The organism is Paenibacillus sp. 2TAF8 (assembly GCF_052114825.1).
Taxonomy (GTDB): domain Bacteria; phylum Bacillota; class Bacilli; order Paenibacillales; family Paenibacillaceae; genus Paenibacillus.
Window position 1 is genome coordinate 97,946 of sequence record NZ_JBFRFN010000018.1, and the last position, 17,348, is coordinate 115,293.

16 protein-coding genes, 1 tRNA gene, 1 pseudogene and 1 riboswitch are annotated in these 17,348 nt (G+C 44.1%); of the genes and pseudogenes, 8 read left to right on the plus strand and 10 right to left on the minus strand.

What is annotated here, in order from left to right; translation table 11 throughout:
• Window positions 1–125 precede the first annotated feature (125 nt).
• From AB4Z30_RS22655 to AB4Z30_RS22665, 3 genes are all read left to right on the plus strand, one after another.
• On the plus strand, window positions 126–1,886 hold the full coding sequence (locus tag AB4Z30_RS22655; protein ID WP_441929720.1) for a DEAD/DEAH box helicase: 1,761 nt from the start codon (window positions 126–128) through the stop codon (window positions 1,884–1,886).
• 3 nt (window positions 1,887–1,889) lie between these two features.
• Window positions 1,890–3,065 carry a YqhG family protein gene (locus tag AB4Z30_RS22660; protein ID WP_441929721.1) on the plus strand — a complete coding sequence of 392 codons (1,176 nt, stop codon included), beginning with the start codon at window positions 1,890–1,892 and terminating at the stop codon, window positions 3,063–3,065.
• 129 nt (window positions 3,066–3,194) lie between these two features.
• Window positions 3,195–4,181, plus strand: a complete 987-nt coding sequence (locus AB4Z30_RS22665) for a hypothetical protein (RefSeq protein ID WP_441929722.1) — start codon at window positions 3,195–3,197, stop codon at window positions 4,179–4,181.
• A 183-nt stretch (window positions 4,182–4,364) separates the two neighbouring features.
• Here AB4Z30_RS22665 and AB4Z30_RS22670 read toward each other — a convergent pair whose 3' ends face one another.
• On the minus strand, window positions 4,365–4,556 hold the full coding sequence (locus AB4Z30_RS22670; protein WP_441929723.1) for a YqzE family protein: 192 nt from the start codon (window positions 4,554–4,556) through the stop codon (window positions 4,365–4,367).
• Window positions 4,557–4,746: 190 nt separating this feature from the next.
• Between AB4Z30_RS22670 and AB4Z30_RS22675 the strand changes: the two genes are divergently transcribed.
• Window positions 4,747–5,496 (plus strand): N-acetylmuramoyl-L-alanine amidase family protein, encoded by a 750-nt coding sequence (locus tag AB4Z30_RS22675; RefSeq protein WP_441929724.1) that lies wholly within the window; start codon window positions 4,747–4,749, stop codon window positions 5,494–5,496.
• Here the strand turns inward: AB4Z30_RS22675 and AB4Z30_RS22680 are convergent.
• Complete coding sequence (locus AB4Z30_RS22680; RefSeq protein ID WP_441929725.1) at window positions 5,471–6,337, minus strand: divergent polysaccharide deacetylase family protein; 867 nt, start codon at window positions 6,335–6,337, stop codon at window positions 5,471–5,473. The genes AB4Z30_RS22675 and AB4Z30_RS22680 overlap by 26 nt on opposite strands.
• A 660-nt stretch (window positions 6,338–6,997) precedes the next feature.
• On the opposite strand from AB4Z30_RS22680, the pseudogene AB4Z30_RS22685 reads away from it, so the two are divergent.
• A pseudogene (locus tag AB4Z30_RS22685) lies at window positions 6,998–8,224 on the plus strand (carbohydrate-binding protein); the annotation flags it as partial.
• A gap of 306 nt (window positions 8,225–8,530) precedes the next feature.
• Here the strand turns inward: AB4Z30_RS22685 and AB4Z30_RS22690 are convergent.
• Window positions 8,531–8,615 (minus strand) — tRNA-Leu (locus AB4Z30_RS22690).
• A 205-nt stretch (window positions 8,616–8,820) separates the two neighbouring features.
• Window positions 8,821–9,774: a pectate lyase gene (pelA, locus tag AB4Z30_RS22695; protein ID WP_441929726.1), complete on the minus strand. Its 954-nt coding sequence runs from the start codon at window positions 9,772–9,774 to the stop codon at window positions 8,821–8,823.
• A 383-nt stretch (window positions 9,775–10,157) separates the two neighbouring features.
• Window positions 10,158–10,289: riboswitch (cyclic di-AMP (ydaO/yuaA leader) on the plus strand.
• 5 nt (window positions 10,290–10,294) lie between these two features.
• Between pelA and AB4Z30_RS22700 the strand changes: the two genes are divergently transcribed.
• Window positions 10,295–10,759 (plus strand): C40 family peptidase, encoded by a 465-nt coding sequence (locus tag AB4Z30_RS22700; protein ID WP_441929727.1) that lies wholly within the window; start codon window positions 10,295–10,297, stop codon window positions 10,757–10,759.
• A gap of 102 nt (window positions 10,760–10,861) precedes the next feature.
• On the opposite strand, the gene AB4Z30_RS22705 is transcribed toward AB4Z30_RS22700, so the two are convergent.
• The 4 genes from AB4Z30_RS22705 to AB4Z30_RS22720 form a co-directional block, all read right to left on the minus strand.
• Window positions 10,862–11,191 carry a carboxymuconolactone decarboxylase family protein gene (locus AB4Z30_RS22705; protein ID WP_090924755.1) on the minus strand — a complete coding sequence of 110 codons (330 nt, stop codon included), beginning with the start codon at window positions 11,189–11,191 and terminating at the stop codon, window positions 10,862–10,864.
• Window positions 11,192–11,368: 177 nt separating this feature from the next.
• Window positions 11,369–11,587 carry a hypothetical protein gene (locus AB4Z30_RS22710; protein WP_441929728.1) on the minus strand — a complete coding sequence of 73 codons (219 nt, stop codon included), beginning with the start codon at window positions 11,585–11,587 and terminating at the stop codon, window positions 11,369–11,371.
• Between the two features lie 117 nt (window positions 11,588–11,704).
• Window positions 11,705–12,034: a hypothetical protein gene (locus AB4Z30_RS22715; protein WP_110893402.1), complete on the minus strand. Its 330-nt coding sequence runs from the start codon at window positions 12,032–12,034 to the stop codon at window positions 11,705–11,707.
• Between the two features lie 98 nt (window positions 12,035–12,132).
• Window positions 12,133–12,714 (minus strand): xanthine phosphoribosyltransferase, encoded by a 582-nt coding sequence (locus AB4Z30_RS22720; RefSeq protein ID WP_441929729.1) that lies wholly within the window; start codon window positions 12,712–12,714, stop codon window positions 12,133–12,135.
• A 204-nt stretch (window positions 12,715–12,918) separates the two neighbouring features.
• Between AB4Z30_RS22720 and AB4Z30_RS22725 the strand changes: the two genes are divergently transcribed.
• Both AB4Z30_RS22725 and catA read left to right on the plus strand, forming a co-directional pair.
• Complete coding sequence (locus AB4Z30_RS22725) at window positions 12,919–13,974, plus strand: YkvI family membrane protein (protein WP_441929730.1); 1,056 nt, start codon at window positions 12,919–12,921, stop codon at window positions 13,972–13,974.
• 229 nt (window positions 13,975–14,203) lie between these two features.
• A complete protein-coding gene (gene catA, locus AB4Z30_RS22730) occupies window positions 14,204–14,854 on the plus strand; it encodes a type A chloramphenicol O-acetyltransferase (RefSeq protein ID WP_441929731.1) in 651 nt (216 codons plus the stop codon).
• A 68-nt stretch (window positions 14,855–14,922) separates the two neighbouring features.
• On the opposite strand, the gene AB4Z30_RS22735 is transcribed toward catA, so the two are convergent.
• Both AB4Z30_RS22735 and AB4Z30_RS22740 read right to left on the minus strand, forming a co-directional pair.
• Window positions 14,923–16,047, minus strand: a complete 1,125-nt coding sequence (locus AB4Z30_RS22735; RefSeq protein WP_441929732.1) for a glycosyltransferase family 4 protein — start codon at window positions 16,045–16,047, stop codon at window positions 14,923–14,925.
• A 367-nt stretch (window positions 16,048–16,414) separates the two neighbouring features.
• Window positions 16,415–16,960 (minus strand): GNAT family N-acetyltransferase, encoded by a 546-nt coding sequence (locus AB4Z30_RS22740; RefSeq protein ID WP_441929733.1) that lies wholly within the window; start codon window positions 16,958–16,960, stop codon window positions 16,415–16,417.
• Window positions 16,961–17,348 lie beyond the last annotated feature (388 nt).

Below are 17,348 nucleotides of genomic sequence, written 5' to 3' on the forward strand. Positions count from 1 at the left end.
ATATTACACTATATATTGATTTTCTATGTGATTTAGTTCATAGATTCTCTGATGCAGGTTATGAACTTGCCTTCCTTCGTCCATACTATTACCTACGAATAACACACGAACGGAGAGGAAGCATCATGAACCGGAAACATCCGCATCATATGAATCAACCTGTAGCTGAGTTACCTGTTCCTCTTGAGTTTGATCGAAGCTGGCTGGATCAGCTTGAATCTCGTTTGGACAAAGGCGGGCCTTGGGGGGATTACCGACTCTTTCAACTGGGTATTCAGGCGGAAGAAACGAATCTCATTCCAAACTTTGACGAAATTCAATGTCTGAAACACTTACAGGATCTTACTCCGCTTCCTCACCAGATGGATACGGCACGTAAAGTATTATTTGAAATGTCCGGCCGAGCCATTCTGGCTGACGAGGTGGGTCTGGGCAAAACGATTGAAGCAGGCCTTATTTTGAAAGAATATATGGTTCGCGGTCTGGTATCGAAAGTGTTAATTCTTGTCCCCGCCTCGCTTGTATTGCAATGGGTACGTGAACTCAATTCCAAATTTGGCATTCCTGCAGTTGCTCAGAAAAAAGCTTATTCGTGGCAAAATGACGTCGTTGTTGCCTCTATGGACACTGCCAAGCGAGATCCGCACAAGGATATGCTGCTGAGTATGGACTATGACATGATCATCATTGACGAAGCACATAAACTGAAAAACAAAAAAACAACTAATTATCAATTCATGCTGCAATTGCGTAAAAAATACTGTCTGTTGCTCACCGCTACACCTGTGCAGAACGACATGAGTGAGCTCTTCAATCTAATCAACCTGCTGAAGCCTGGTCAACTGGGTCGTCAAGGCGATTTTGCAGCCAACTTTGTTGTGGATAAACGTGTTCCCAAAAATCAGGCACAACTCAAAGATGAGCTGTCCAAAGTCATGATCCGCAACAGGCGTGGCGAAGGTCCCGTGCAATTTACGAAGCGCAACGTCTCTAATGTGGATCTGCAACTCTCCCCCGAAGAGCAGGCGCTCTATGACGGAGTGACCTCGTTTGTCAAAGATCAGTACCAGGAAGCTGGCGGGAATCTTAGCAGTATGCTCTCGCTCGTCACGTTACAACGGGAAGTCTGCAGCAGCAGGGACGCCGTGTTTGTGACGCTCGTGAATCTGTCGAAGAAGCTACCTTTTGATTCTCCGCTGAGGGATAAAATCTGGGAGCTCGTCGCACATATCAAGGCAATCAAAGAAAATACAAAAGCCGAAAAGACGATGGAATTGATTCGTGATATGAATGAGAAAGTCATTATTTTCACGGAGTACCGGGCAACTCAGGAATATTTACTGAACTATTTTCGCAATAACGGCCTGACGGCTGTTCCCTATCGGGGCGGGATGAACCGCGGCAAAAAAGACTGGATGATGGATCTCTTCCGCGGGCGTGTACAGGCAATGATTGCAACGGAAGCTGGCGGTGAGGGCATCAACCTGCAATTCTGTCATCACATGATCAACTTTGATCTGCCATGGAACCCGATGCGGGTAGAGCAGAGGATTGGCAGGGTGCACCGACTCGGGCAACAGAATGACGTTAACATTTTCAACCTGTCTACCAAAGGCACAATCGAAGAGCATATCCTGAATCTGCTGCATGAGAAAATAAATATGTTTGAGATGGTCATCGGCGGACTGGACGTTATTCTGGAACGGCTCGAGAAAAAGGAATCTATTGAAAAAAGTCTATACAAAATTATGCTGGAATCGCAGGACGAAGAGGATATTCGCCGTAAAATGGACTCGCTCGGACAGTCGCTAAACACGATTCAGCGCGAAGTTGCTGACGAGGTGCCTTTAATCACCAAACTTGATCTTCACAAAGGAGGCCACTGATCCATGACGATGTCACCGCATGAGATCCAGGCTTACGTCCTGACCTATCTGGAAGCTCTGGATTGTCAGATCATGGAACGCTCACCTGCTCATGTAACCGTTAAACTATCACCTCAAGCTGACAAGGCATTAACGAACCGTCCATATTACTGGGGATTTGTGGAGCGTGTCGGAGTGGAGCCAGAGACAATGTCATTTACATTTGTTTTTGACCCGGAGGCTTATCAGCAAATGTTGGAAGCCGCAGAGCCTGTTCAAGTGTCCCCTGAAGCAAATCCTGGTGCATCGAAAGACACGATTCTTGGACGTTATTTTGGCATTACACCTTCGATGCCGCAGCTCGGCCCTGGACGCATCCTTCGGGAAGATATCGTATATGGCAGTCGCAGACTGCAACAGATTTTTGAGGCAGCTCGTGAAGGTGGTGCCTTTGTTAACTTGTTTGAACAGGCAGCCAAACGCCAGATAAGAGCCACAGTTCCGGCCGTGTATGAACCGTGGCTCGGGGTTTGTTTTAAAGTAGAGTTTTCCTGTGATCTGAAACGGGAGGAATTACACTTCCTTGGTATTTCATTACGTTCGGGTGAAATTATCGAGAAGTTTGGCAGTAAGTTGAGCCGTCGTGACCTCAGTCCAAGACTGGCTGAAAATATGCATGCCCAAGCACCCAAAATTTCGCTCGCTGATGCAGGGGCTGCACTCGAATCACATCTCACCCAACATTTAAGTAGGCTCGATTATAGCTGGGCGGAAAAAGCCAAGGAACGTCTGCAACTCGAACTTGATGTGGTTGATGCATACTATGAAGCTGTGCTACGTGAAGATATGCCTGAGGTGACCGAAGTAGACACCGTTCGTACTAAATCGAAATCCTCATCAAAGGGTTCAAATATCCAGACGTCAGCTGAAGTTAAGGCTGTCCCAGCTCCATCTGGCCATAATCGGGTTCGTGGCCTATTATTGCAGCCAACACGGGATGACATAGAACTGGCTGCCGAACCAGCCGTTTTGGAGGCGCCAGATCAGGATGAACCCGAACAAGAAAAAGCCAAACAAGCAATCATGGATCGTGAAGCGATGAAATTGCAATATGAGACAAGGCGAACCGAGATGATCTGGCAATATGATCCCAAGGTGAAAGTCACCGCCATCAGCAGCGGCATGTTTCATTTAAGATAGACGAAGACACTACTTTTCCTGCAAATGCTGGCAAAAGTAGTGTTTATTCATGACTGGCGAACCGACAGGTTGCAGCAACCTTTGCATCGTCTCTCCTCTACAATTAAAGTCAGGAAGAAGGTGTATATCTTGAAAAAATGTTTTACGACAGAACGAGAAAGGTATGGGAAGCCTGTATATCTCTTCCTATGTGTGATCATTGGGTTCGCCCTTTTCCCGTTCTGGCCGACAACTCATGCAGCTGTACCCGATAACAGATTGGCGCCGGCCGCTGTAGAGCAATATGCACAACAACAGGCCAATGCACTGGGCACGTCTGATCCGGATTGGCTCGCTGCCAAGTTTGATTATTATCCGTTAGGGCCAGGTACCCATGGCTGGTTTGTGCAGGCTAGCGTTCAGGACAAACCTATTGGATATATGATTATCTCCGTAACTTCACAAGGAGAGCTCATCCTTAGCGAGTATGGCAAGGGTGAACAAACCCTGTATAATAACGAGTTACTGGGACAAGCTCTAGAGCGACAAGACTTAAGTTTGAGCACATTACAAGCCTCAGGCGGGAAGCTCACACGTCATTATGCTTTCCCCCTTTTGGCATATTGGAAAGTGGAACGTATACATGATGCGGCCTTATACATCGATGCATCCAATGGAGATTTATTGCCGGATGCTGTCTTAGAGCGGATCGAGACAAACTTTGAAAAGCAAACGCAATCTTTCAACCTGACGGAACTGGAAAAGAAACAGGTTATACCTGCCGTCACAACGTGGATAACAAGTCCACTACATTTGCAGCCGGCTTTTGACCCCTCACAACAACTGATCTGGCTGACATCAGAACCGCTGCAAATCTCTCAGGTCCAGCAACAGATTCAGCGCATTCCTACAACTGGTCATACCGATTCCCTCATCTTCTCAGCAGGAGAACGCAATCTATTCTACGGGGGCCCATTGCCGATAAGCGGGTACCAAATGTGGCATATGGAAGAAACAGCAAAAGTCCTTCTTTACATAGGACTTGGGGGTTTTAACTCTGTACAACGGTTTGTTCCCATAAATAAACTGTTGAATGACGGACATTTTTACGTTCTCACAATTCGCAACTCTTCTTAAACCTCAAACACATCACAAAAAGACGCATTCCTTTTTAAGGACTGCGTCTTTGAGTTGGTTACGGCGAATGTTCCTTGTTAAATACTACAATTGAAAAACTAAATCTTTGTTTTCAACCGTTATGTGTCATTCGCGTTAGCTACGTTAACTCTCTTTAGAGGATTACAGGTGTAAAACAACCGTTCACTCCGAATCTTTTTTTCTTTTTGCCACCCACAGAGATACTGCGAACGGTATCATGCCAAACCATTTCATCGACCATGGCTCTTTCCTTCTGCTCTGTGCTCTCCGTTCTTTCCGCTCATCCTTCGGGGTGTCAATATAATGCACCACACGCTGTGTAATATATTTAACAAGCTCATCACTTTTAGCCATGATGCAGCCTCCTTTTCTTCCGCACATTCGTGAAGTAACGTTAGTTCTATTGTGCGCAAGATGTGATTGAATTAAACATTTTTTTGCAATCAACGTATGAAATGATGTGAATTGCACAGTCTAATGCCAAAGGTATCCATCATGTCTCACTTTTAACTTGGATACCAACTTTGTTAAGGAGTGTGTTTCCATGTATAAGCTGCTGTTGACCGTTTCTACCGCGCTGCTGATCAGTGTCTATTCTCTTCCCGGTATCTCCTTCGCTTCCGCGCTGATTGGGCATGATCCGGTTGCCAATCAGCCATCCATCATGCCGATGACCGATGGAGATGCTTATCGCTCAAGCCATCATGCTTTTGCAGCACCCGTTATTTTGCTGGATGTTGGGCATGGCGGTATTGATGGCGGCACAACAGAAGCAGGTATCTTAGAGAAAGATATCAATTTAGCGATTAGTCAAAAGATCTATCTGCTGCTTCGCAGCAAAGGTTACGCGGTCATCATTAACCGTCTTGGCGACTACGCGCTCAGTGACGAGAACCGCTGGTTGAATACCCGTTCACGTCATATAAGAGATCTCGCACAGCGCAAAAGCCTTAGTGAAGAAGTAAGCACGGATATTGTCGTCAGTATTCATGCCAACTGGAGCCCGCGTTCGGCTACTCATGGCCCTGTAGTGCTTCACCAGAAAGAGGGTCGTAGTTATTTGCTGGCACAATCGATTCAAGATGCCATGAACCGCTTATGCGGAACGCATCGTGACGTCGTATGGGGCAAGACGTTTTACATGTTGAACTATGTGAAACAGCCGGCAGTGATTGTGGAGACCGGTTTTTTGAGCAATGCAGCCGACCGGGCGAGAATCAATGATCCCGCAGAACAAAAACGGATTGCCCAGTCGATTGCCGAAGGTATTATTTATTATCTGTCGGTAGCCTAGGTGCGGCCTGCCAGTGCCATACATCTCGTACCATCTCTCCGATGCCTACGAATTGAACCTGGTTTTGCAAGCGGGAGACTGAATCGCGAATCACGGCAGAGGTGTTCATGCCTGTATGCCCCACGTGTCCAATGACAACGCAGCTTTTCTTGTCAACCGCATGCTTCGCAGCCAGATCAAGCTGTTTGCGAATGTGTGCCTTCGTATTTTGGTCATCCAGAAAAATGTCATTGCCCACGGGCGGCAAATTTTTGGCTACGGCAAGCTCACCAACTACGGAACGAAAATTCGTACGGCTGTCAACGAAAAATAGACCTCGCTCAAGACATACATCCAGCACAATAGACATGATACGTTTATCGGAAGTAATTTTGGAACCCATATGATTGTTCATGCCAATGGCATAGGGCACATCATCAATAGCCTTTTCCACCCGTTCCCGAACCTGCTCGTCCGTCAGATTGGATGTGATTGCCCCTGGTCCAAGCCACTCAGGCTTTCCCTTCTTGGGTTCCATCGGCATGTGTACAATCACATCCATCCCTTTTTCATGCGCAGCGATTGCATCTTGTTTCGTTGTTTGCAAAAAAGGCATCACGGCAACAGTCAGCTTCACAGGCATATCCAAAATCTCCTTCGTACCCTTCATATCATTACCGACATCATCAATAATAATGGCCAGTCGATTGAGCTGAGAAGCAGTTGATGAAGTCGTCTCCGGTGATATGGCAGAAACTTCAGTTCCGCCTGTTCCAATGACTACACTTACGACACACAAGCAGATCCAAAATTGAAATCTCAGTGCACCCAGGCAGCCCTGTTTTCTTTTATTTCGCTTCATACCCTGCAACCCCCTCTAACGTGTTGTTCTCATTGTTTGATATCATGGGCACTTATATGTAAGCTGCCTTTCCCAATTCATTCTAGGACAACTGGAACACAAAAAAGCCTGCATCAAAGCAAGCTTTACATTCTGAATTTCCATAAGTTTTCCTACAATGGAACCCTTAACGTTTCAGTAAAATGATCCGCTTTTCAAAAATCAGAGGTTTCTCTCTTTCGTTCACGGTTTAATGCCCGAGCTAAACGCTCAATATACTTGGTTTGAATCAACTGACTTCTATCTGCCTCGGGAGCAACATGCTCTGAATGATCCCCCCCCCTTCTCCTTCTAAGTTGTTTCCCGCTCTGACATAAATTCCGAAGAAGGTCATTCTGCTATGAAAATAGCAATAATGTCATGAAAATATAAAAAATTACAAAGAACTGCAATATATCAGGTATTTTTAACAGGAATAATATAGTAGAATTTACAAAACAAAGATTTTTAGCCAAGTTATCCATTAAACACATTTCTACATTGAGAGGAAGTGATGCCCCACCCTTTTCGAAGCTATACCGAGGAATTTACATTTCTTGTCCAAGCTTACGCAAGTCAATTATACCGAGGAGAGTGAGCACATTGAAGTTGAATCTCAAATTTAAAAAATCAGTCAACATTATGTTAGCCTGCTTAACAGCACTACCATTGATGTTAACCCCAACGAACGTATCCGCAGCGAGTGACGCCAACATTAACTTATCCTCACAGAAACAAGTAATACGTGGCTTCGGCGGCATTAACCATCCCGCTTGGATTGGTGACTTAACGGCAGCACAACGTGAAACCGCTTTCGGAAATGATCAGAACCAACTGGGATTCTCCGTGCTCCGAATCTGGGTTGACCCGGATCGGAATAACTGGTCTCGTGAATTGGCTACAGCCAAACGTGCGATTGAAAAGGGAGCTATCGTGTTTGCATCGCCTTGGAATCCTCCAAGCAGCATGGTTGAAACGTTTAATCGAAACGGTGATCCCAATGCAAAACGATTACGGTATGACAAATACGCTGCTTATGCGCAACATCTGAATGATTTTGTAACTTATATGAAAAATAACGGCGTGAACCTGTATGCCATTTCCGTTCAAAACGAGCCGGATTACGCTCATGAATGGACTTGGTGGACACCGCAAGAGATTCTTCGTTTCATGAAAGAAAATGCAGGTAGCATTCAAGGTGCCAAAGTCATGGCTCCAGAATCCTTCCAATACTTGAAAAACATATCCGACCCAATCCTGAATGATTCACAGGCACTTGCTAACATGGACATTCTGGGAGCACATTTGTATGGAACACAGTTCAACAATTTTGCCTATCCTCTTTTCAAACAGAAGGGCGCTGGCAAAGAGCTTTGGATGACTGAAGTATATTATCCGAACAGTGACAACAATTCCGCTGACCGCTGGCCGGAAGCGCTCGACATCTCCTACCACATGCACAATGCAATGGTGGAGGGCGACTTTCAAGCCTATGTATGGTGGTATATCCGCAGATCATATGGACCAATGAAGGAAGACGGTACGATCAGTAAGCGCGGATACAATATGGCTCATTTCTCTAAATTCATTCGCCCAGGCTATGTCAGAGTAGATGCTTCCAAAAACCCGGATACAAACACTTTCGTTTCTGCGTACAAAGGCAATAACCGAGTGGTTATCGTAGCGATTAACCGCGGTACATCTGCTGTTAACCAAAAATTTGTGTTGCAGAACGGCAATGCTTCCAGCGTATCTTCTTGGGTAACAGACGCTAGTCGGAACCTGGCTAGTCAACCTGCAATTAATGTCTCTAACCGTGCGTTTACCGCACAGCTCCCAGCACGAAGTGTAACCACTTTCGTAGCTAATCTATCGGGTACGAACTTTATCTCTGAAGAGGACATTGCGTCCGAATTTGAGATTGAACTTCCATTGACAGACATGGAGACTAACGTTGAAACAGATGTTACACCTGCTGTTGAACCTACCGTTGAACCCACTGCCGAACCTGTGAATCAATAAGAATTAAGCAATAAGCCCTCTTTTCAGAACCTTGCCCAATGTTGGCATGGAAGGAACTGAGGGCTTTTTTAATCAAGAAAAGAAATTATAAGTCTACTCAGAAAAATAAAAAAGGTTCCTTCAGAAATTAATCTGAGGAACCTTTTTATGCGATGCGGTCGAGAGGACTCGAACCTCCACGGGGGGTTAGCCCACACGGACCTGAACCGTGCGCGTCTGCCAATTCCGCCACGACCGCATATATTGTGTCTCTCCGATTATTATCGGCGACAAGAAATAATATACCATGCGCAGTTTAACATGTCAACACACATATCTATCCATCACAAATCAGTGCGAATCAGATATGTAACCGATTCGCACTGATCAGGCCTGCTATAGATTAAACTTATATTTCAGGCACCAGTGGACTTATTAGAATATCCAGTCAAAAAGAGAACTTTCTAAAGCTTGGAAGGCCAGTTGCCGTACCATGCATAACCGCCTCTTCTTTCCTTTTCAATATCGCTCAGCTTATATTTCACAACGCCATCACGTCCCACAAAGATCGGTTTGTCTGTACCGAGTTCATAGAAACGGGCCCAGATCGGTGATGCACTGGAATCAGCAATAATTCGGCTATCCCCATTCGCTCTCTCATACCGATATCCTGTAATTTTCACTTTGTTAAACCAGGCTTCGGCACCTTTGATGGATGCAGTGATTCTTGAATTAGCCGGTCTCGTTTTCAGAAACTTCACAATGTTTACGCTCTCACCTGCCGTTAATGAAGGCACTTCATAGATTCTGGCCCCGGCTGGTCTCAGTGAACTGGAATCATGTTGTTGTCCCCATGCCGTTAACTTCCCACCCGATACTACCTGGGTATTCAGGATGGCATCCACTCCTTTGGAAACGGCATTTTTACTGCGATTTGCGAGAGAACTGTCGATAAAGGAAAAGATCCCCTTACGTCCTGCGACTTCATCCAGCATGTACAATACATTAATCATCGCGTCATCATTATAGGTTATATGTTTATGATAGCCGGAGCTTTGATAGACTTGAGGCCAACCGCCATTGGAGTACTGCATGTTAAGCAAAAAGTTGATGCCTTTGATCGCTGCAGCCGAGTATCGCGGGTCATTTGTTTTTTTGAACTCACTTGCTAGTCTTCTGATTTCTGAGTATGTAGCTTTGTTATCGATCGTTGATTTGGCCCATTCACCTGACGTCTGACTGTAATCTTTTCTCCAGCCTCCATCCGGGCGCTGATTTTTTAAAATATCGGACAGACTYGCTGTTGTACCGGAAGCATCAGCTGCCGATACGGTTGGTACAGGAAGGACAGCCATTCCTGCTGCGGAGAATACCATGGAACATGCCAGTACAAATGTTACTAATTTTTTTGCTTTCACAAGACAACACACTCCCCAATTCACAAATTTGATTAATCAACCAAACAAATTCCAATGAAAACAATTTAAATACAAATTTTGTATTTATTAATTGTATGATATGCAATAAATAAACTTTTGTCAATATATGCAACAAAACGCAAAACTTCTCTTTATTTTAACATATAGGAATAACACTTTTAGCTCTTGACAAACTTGTTTAATATCCAGGTCTCTCTCTGATGAAACATTAATGACTTTTTTGTAATCTTTACCCCCTCTTTTAAACATTATTATGACGAAAAATGATAATTCCGCTAACATTGACGCTAAATGAAGTGCTTTAAACAGGTTTGACAATTACGCATTTATGCAATATAGTTTCAAATAGTTACAAAAACTTAATTATTCATTTGCCGAGTTTCAGGATTGAAAACGGGGGAACCATTTTGGGTGAATTATTCTTATACATAGGAAATATAGGGAACCTTCTACCGAACCCTTAGCTAACTCCGTAGGCATCGAAGGGAGAACATTGATTTTGAAAAAACTGATCATTTCCATTTTTGGAGCTGCTGTACTATTTACATCCGGGGCAACAAGCACAGAGGCAAGCACAATTAATACGGTGGTTAATAATATGACAGGCATCCCGTACAAATGGGGCGGCACAACTATGGCTGGCTTCGATTGTTCCGGGTTTATGAGATATCTTTTTAACAAATACAGCATTGAATTGCCGCGTACGTCGCAACAACAAGCGAAAGCAGGGACACCCGTCTCCAAAGCTACGATTCGCACAGGAGATCTGGTCTTCTTCAACACAACAGGTAAAGGCATCTCACACACAGGAGTATACATAGGCGGAGGTCAATTCGCACATGCTTCCAGTAGCAAAGGTGTCAGCATCACCAAGTTGTCCAATCCGTATTTTAATGACCGTTATGTAACCGCAAGACGAGTGACAGGACAATTTATGTATAACAAGATGTTGGGAAAACTCTAAGCAGACATCTAGTCAGTCCCACTCCACTTCGATATAAAATGTAACAATAAATAGGAGGCTCCGGTTTGTTCCGGAACCTCCTTTTCGATGTAGACATTAAAACTAATGCAGTGCCTTCTGAACACGCATGGCTCCCTGTGACAGGGCATGTCCGCCTCCTACTGCTCCAGCGACAGCCACGGTCTCCATAATTTCCTGATCAGTCGCACCTTTGGAGCGAGCTTCCTCTACATGGTAAAACGTGCACACTTCGTTATTAGCGAACAACCCAATACCCAATGCAATTAACTGCTTCGTTTTGGCATCAAGCACACCAGGCTGGAAGCATTCTCCCGTAAACTCATGATATGATTTCACCACGTCTGGGAGAACATCACTTAATGCACCAATCTGATCCTTATAAGCATGAACTTTATCATTCATCAATGTCATAGCTTTAAGCACACCCTCTCGGCTGTAAATACAGCGAATTTTTCCACTCTCACTGTATTTATCTTCTCTCGCGTGTGTCGCAAATATGCTAAGCCTAGGTGGTAAATCCAAACATTTTGTTTTGAAGAAATACGCTTTAGTAAAGAAAGCATGCCGTTAAGCAAGCACTCATGTCATTTATTCACTGAGGGCACTTTGACGCGGCTCACTGAACAGCTGATAACGGTATGACCGATCCAGCTTCACAACACGGCGATTCTGCCTGCGGATCAACACTTGTTCATCATCCCAAGCTACCACGATGCCCGTTACATCGTTAGACTCAAGCTCATCGCGAACCACTCTTACCTTTTCCCCTGACAATCGCAGGGCATCCAACTCTGTATCACTAATCATGTCCATACTCCTATATTCAAATTACTTACAAAAAGAGACCTAAATGAAAGATCATTTAGGTCTCACGTGACTGTATTGGACTGTCATGTCATTCGAAAAAAATGTCCCGACTGAGAGTTACCGCTGCGCGTGCTCTTTGCTGTCGTTCTTCTCGAACCAAAAATCAAGCACTTTGGCGGACATCACACGTTCTTCAAGGTACTCCACTTGGTGCGGTGTAAATTGTTCTTTCCAAGAGAAGGACAACTCTTCACACAAGCCTACAATCGTCAGTAATTCTGACCAGGCAACATAGCGTTTGTACCAGAAAAATTGAGGATGTTCAATCATATAGGGATAAAGGTCATCGAATTCCGTATGTTTACAATCCAGGGCACGTTCAAAATGAACTTTCGATTCCGCCAGCTTATCAATGAAAAATTGGTCTGTTGCCGGTTGGTTCCCCATGGTGTTGCCTCCTCTCCCTAACATAAACTCATTATAAAGGAAATCGGCGTCCATGCAAAGTCATAGTTCAAAAATTAGGCCCTATTTCCTTCAAAATGTCATATTTCATTATCGTCGAATTGCACGGTGCCATGATTCAGTGAACGAATACGGACAAGCGCCTCAACTGGAATCCCTTGCTCCCGGATCGTGCGGGCACCAGCCTGGAAGCACTTCTCGACCACCACACCAAATCCCACAAGCTCTGCACCGGAACGCTCGATAATTTTGATGACACCGCGGGCAGCGTCTCCGTTCGCAATAATATCATCAATGAACAAAATGCGGTCATTCTCATGAATGAATTCGCGAGATACCATAATATCCGTTACGATCCCTTTCGTAAAGGATGGTACACGCTCGCAGTAGGCATCAGGATCGGCCAGAAGCGTTTTTTTGCGGCGGGCAAATACCAGAGGTACCCCCAGTTCATGTGCTGCGGCAAAAGCAACCGGAATCCCTGAAGATTCAACCGTAATCACCCGCGTCACTCCACTCTCGCGAAAGCGTGCAGCAAATTCTCGTCCCATCTCCATCGTTAATGCAGGATCAATCTGATGGTTCAATAGACCATCCAACTTCAATACCTGATCGGAAATGACGACACCTTCTTGTAAAATTCGTTGTTTTAATACGTCCATGATTTGACCTCCCAAGCCTATCCTATGAGGTTTAAAGTATCATATATCCAGCTACAAGTTCAAGCGAAATCAACCACAAGGCCATAGAACCCGAAAATTCAGACTCGTTGGCCGATCCTGCAGTCATGACTTTCATTGGTCAAGCATAACTTGTACTATGGTACCCGCATGTCCAACAATCCCGGGACCTGAAAGGGGAAACACATGAAACAGGTATTCCGGGTGCTACAGATTGCATTCACATACATTGGAACCGTGGTAGGGGCCGGCTTCGCCACTGGACAGGAAATATTGCAATTTTTTACCCAGTATGGCAAGTGGGCCACAATCACCATCGCTTTGTCCACCATGCTTTTTGTCTGGCTCGGAACCAAAATGATGCTTATCGCTCATGATACCCGCTCGCGTTCCTATGAGGATCTCAACAAACATCTGTTTGGCCATAAAGCTGGAAAATGGATCACATGGATCACTCTTATTGTTCTGATCGGAGTAAACAGCGTCATGCTCGCGGGAGCAGGCTCTGTTTTTATGGAACATCTGGGTTTACATTACCAAACAGGTTTGATCATTACTTTGATTGGTACATACCTTCTTCTGGGACGCGGAATGCAAGCTATTCTGCAAATGAACAGTATTGTTGTGCCCATGATGCTCCTGTTGTCCCTGCTTATGATTTTCAGTACGCTCCATCATCCAGGTGTATTTCGTTTTGTCACACTAACAACAGATAGCAATCCTTTTCAGGTATGGATCTCCCCGTTGCTTTACACCGCATTTAATCTTGCGCTCGCTCAAGCGGTACTTGTCCCTGTAGGCAATCAAATTCGTCATCGCAATACATTAAAATGGGGCGGAATTCTAGGCGGGATTGGCGTAGGTTTTATGCTGATGGCAGCCCATTTTGCAATGTCGGCCCAGATGCCAGGCATCATACAGTTTGAAATACCGATGGGAAGTATCGCTTTTCAACTAGGATGGATTGTACAGTCTGTATATGTCACACTCATTTTCATGGAAATATTCACAACGTTTGTGGCCGACATCTATGGCATGACTTTGCAGCTTCGACAACATGTCGATGTTCATCCCCGGTTAATTACACTGATTATCATGATGTTGTGTTACTCGTTCAGCCAATTTGGCTTCAGCTCCCTTCTTTCCGTTCTTTATCCCATTTTCGGATGTATGGCACTCTTTTGGGCGGGTAAACTCTTAATCGATCGCTGGGGCACATTTCGGGGTCGGAATAACATATAATAGACTCCTCATAACTAGGGGTAACGCATATTAGACATGCTTGAAATGGGCTGCCCTTTGTCTTTCAATTACGTTTCGTTTTAGGGCGTGTCTTGAAACCTGTTGAGTGGGGTTGTTGTGTTACAATATCAAATGAATATTAATGAAGGACTGGTTCTTATGAAAAAAGCAGACAAGTTAGCCTCCTAAATCCATTTTGTTTTATACAAAAATTTAGGAGGCACATCTAATGAATTTTAATAAAATCAATTTTAACAATTGGAACAGAACAGAGATTTTCCATCACTATATGAATCAAAATACGTCTTTTAGTCTAACGAGCGAAATCGATGTCAGCATCTTATATCAGCTCATTAAGCAAAAAGATTACAGATTCTATCCTGCTTTTATCTTCTTAGTCACGAGTGCGGTCCATTCTCACCGGGCTTTCAGAACGGGTTACAATCATGACGGAGATTTAGGTTATTGGGATAAGTTGGAACCACTCTATACCATTTTTGATCAAGGGACTGAATCTTTCTCTGCCATTTGGACCAGTGTCAACAATGATTTCAATGCGTTTCATCATGCTTATATTTCGGATGTCGAAAAGTATACAAGTTTAGGCAAGTTGTTTCCCAAAGTACCTATACCTGAAAATATATTTTCTCTTTCTATGATCCCATGGACATCTTTTACTGGATTTAATTTAAATATAAATAACAATAGTCACTACCTTCTGCCCATTATTACAGCAGGGGGATTCATCCATAAAGATAACTCCATTTATTTGCCATTAACTCTACAAGTTCATCACTCTGTTTGTGATGGTTATCATGCAGCATTGTTTATGAACTCTGTGCAAAAATTAGCAAGTAATCCGGAGGATTGGCTGTTGTAAAATGCATTAAATACACAAAAGCCGCTGTATCACTACAGCGGCTTGTTCATACGTTCGCTTTCCCAGTTTTATGCCTGGAATTGCAAGTACATTTTTTTCAAATCATTCACCGATCTTCCCAGCGAGTACATGGTTTTGGCTTTTTCACAAGCGGAACGGGCCAGTTCGTAGCGATATGCCGGGTCCAGCATGACCTTTTCCAAAGCATCAGCCAAGGCAGATGGATCTTCAGGCGGCACAAGCAGTCCGTTCACTCCATCCTCAATCTGTTCAGGTATTCCCCCCACATCTGTACCTACAAGAGCCAGGCAGCTTAACGCCGCTTCAGCGAATACTGAACCAAAGGCTTCTGCACGCGAGGGCAGTACAAACACATCAAAGAACGGCATAAACTCTTCAGGATGCAGTGTATATCCATAAAAAATCGTCTCATTATAGATTCCCAGGCGCTGCGCCAGCTCTTCAAGATCAGGACGAATCGGCCCATCTCCAATAATGTGGAGCACGTAATCATGTCCTCTGTCCTTCAGTTCCGCACAGGCTTTAAACAAAATATCCAGTCCTTTGGCCGGAACAAGACGGCAGACCGTTACCAATTGCGGTACCGCATTATCATGAGGGATCGGCTTAAAGCGTTTCTCATCAAAACCATTCGGTATAATTCCAATGCGGCTTGGATGTTTCACATACGGGCTTAGATATTGACGAAATGATTCAGATACCGTTAACAGACGTTCTGCACGATGCTCAAGTTCTCCATAGATGGCCTGTAGGAATTGATGCTCCAACCCATTCGGCTCAATACGACCATTCAGGATAAGCTCTCTTTCGTAACTGGAGTGAATCGTCTGAATGAGAGGAATCTCGGGAAACACAGATTTCATGGCAAGCCCTGCAATAGGATGATGAGCATGAATCAGATCATAGGACTTCTGAATACGAAGCCTGGTCCACCATAGATAGTCACGATACGTTTGAATATACTTTTGCACTACAGGACTATCCTGATAGATGGTCCAGTCGAATGTTTCAAATTGCACTTCCTCTCGCCCTTTGTTACGAATCCGCTTAGGCAATGAGAACAGATCCATTTCCCACCTTGGACTTGCAAACCTCTCCTGCATGTAAGGAATCATAGAGGATACACCTCCGGGCTGCTCCGGAGGAAAGAATAGAGCCTGTAGTAATTTCAACGTCATTATCCCCCTTTCCACTTCATTTCTCTTTTTCCATATTCATTTATGATATATTAGAACATATGTTCAGTAAACCGGCTCTTAAGCCTTCAACTCCGTTTTCCGCACGAAAAATGTATTTTCATGCATTTTATTGCATATCATTAATGTTTATTATGACATAGAAAAGCATGAACATCCACCGTTTTGACAACAAATTATTGATTCGTATATACAACATATTCAGTCTTCTTTCCGTACAGAAGCTTATATTTGCAGTTTTGTTCTCGACTACGGAATCAGTCGTGCAGACAAATACAGCCGGATAAGCTTATCAGCTTCCGGCTTTTTTATCATTTTCTCAATAGCTTGTTACGGAACCCCTCTACAACTCAACCAGTTTCTCGTAGATGCTGAATCCATCATGCCCGCCTGCATAACGGAATCCATTTCCTGCATAAAAAGAATTTAAAGTTACATTATCAGCGCCGCAATCAAGTCGTACGAGCGATTTTTCTTTAAATTGTATGCCGCTGGTTGACCATTGTAATATGGATTTCCCCAGACCAGTTCGTGCATATTTTCTTCGAATCGCGAGCCGATGCAGATAGAGTGCTTCATCTTCCGCATGGGCCTGATCTCCCCATAACTTGATATCCCAAGGACTTGGCTTCGGCATGAGAATGACCATTCCTGCGATCTCTCCCTCTTTTTTGAAAACAAAAACATCGCCTCTCTGTATTGCAGAAGGTGTATCATGAGAATCGTGCCCTTGAAGCAATGCATTCCATTGGGAAGAACCTTGACTTTCCAGCCAAGATGCGGTCTCCACAAGCAATGAGAGTATCTCTTCCGTGTCCCCTGACTGTGCTTGAACAGCTTGAAAACCATCATTAATATATTGGTTGCGAATTGTGAATGAGTGCGTCATTATGCCCCTCCTATATGCTCCGGTTTCGACTGCTCGCTTCCCTTGGTTTGGACTACGTCCAAATCCAAAAGTCGCTCCCATTCGATACCATCGCAACTGCATTAATTAAAAGAACTAGTCGTAATAATAACGGGAAATTTTTTTTTCGTCAAAAATGAATTAAAAAATGTTCAAAAAAAGGATAAAAGGCTTTTAAAATGTACCCTATAAGATGGACACTTAAAAAAGGTCATCTTGTAGGGTCTTTTTGTGTACAATGAATAAAAAACGAGCGGTGGTCAAGCAAATGTCAAAAAAACACTTTACAATGCTAGAGCAAGATCAGTTGAGAAGAAATCCCTATGTGAGAAATGTTAGTGCTAAAGCGATTACATACACGGATGCATTC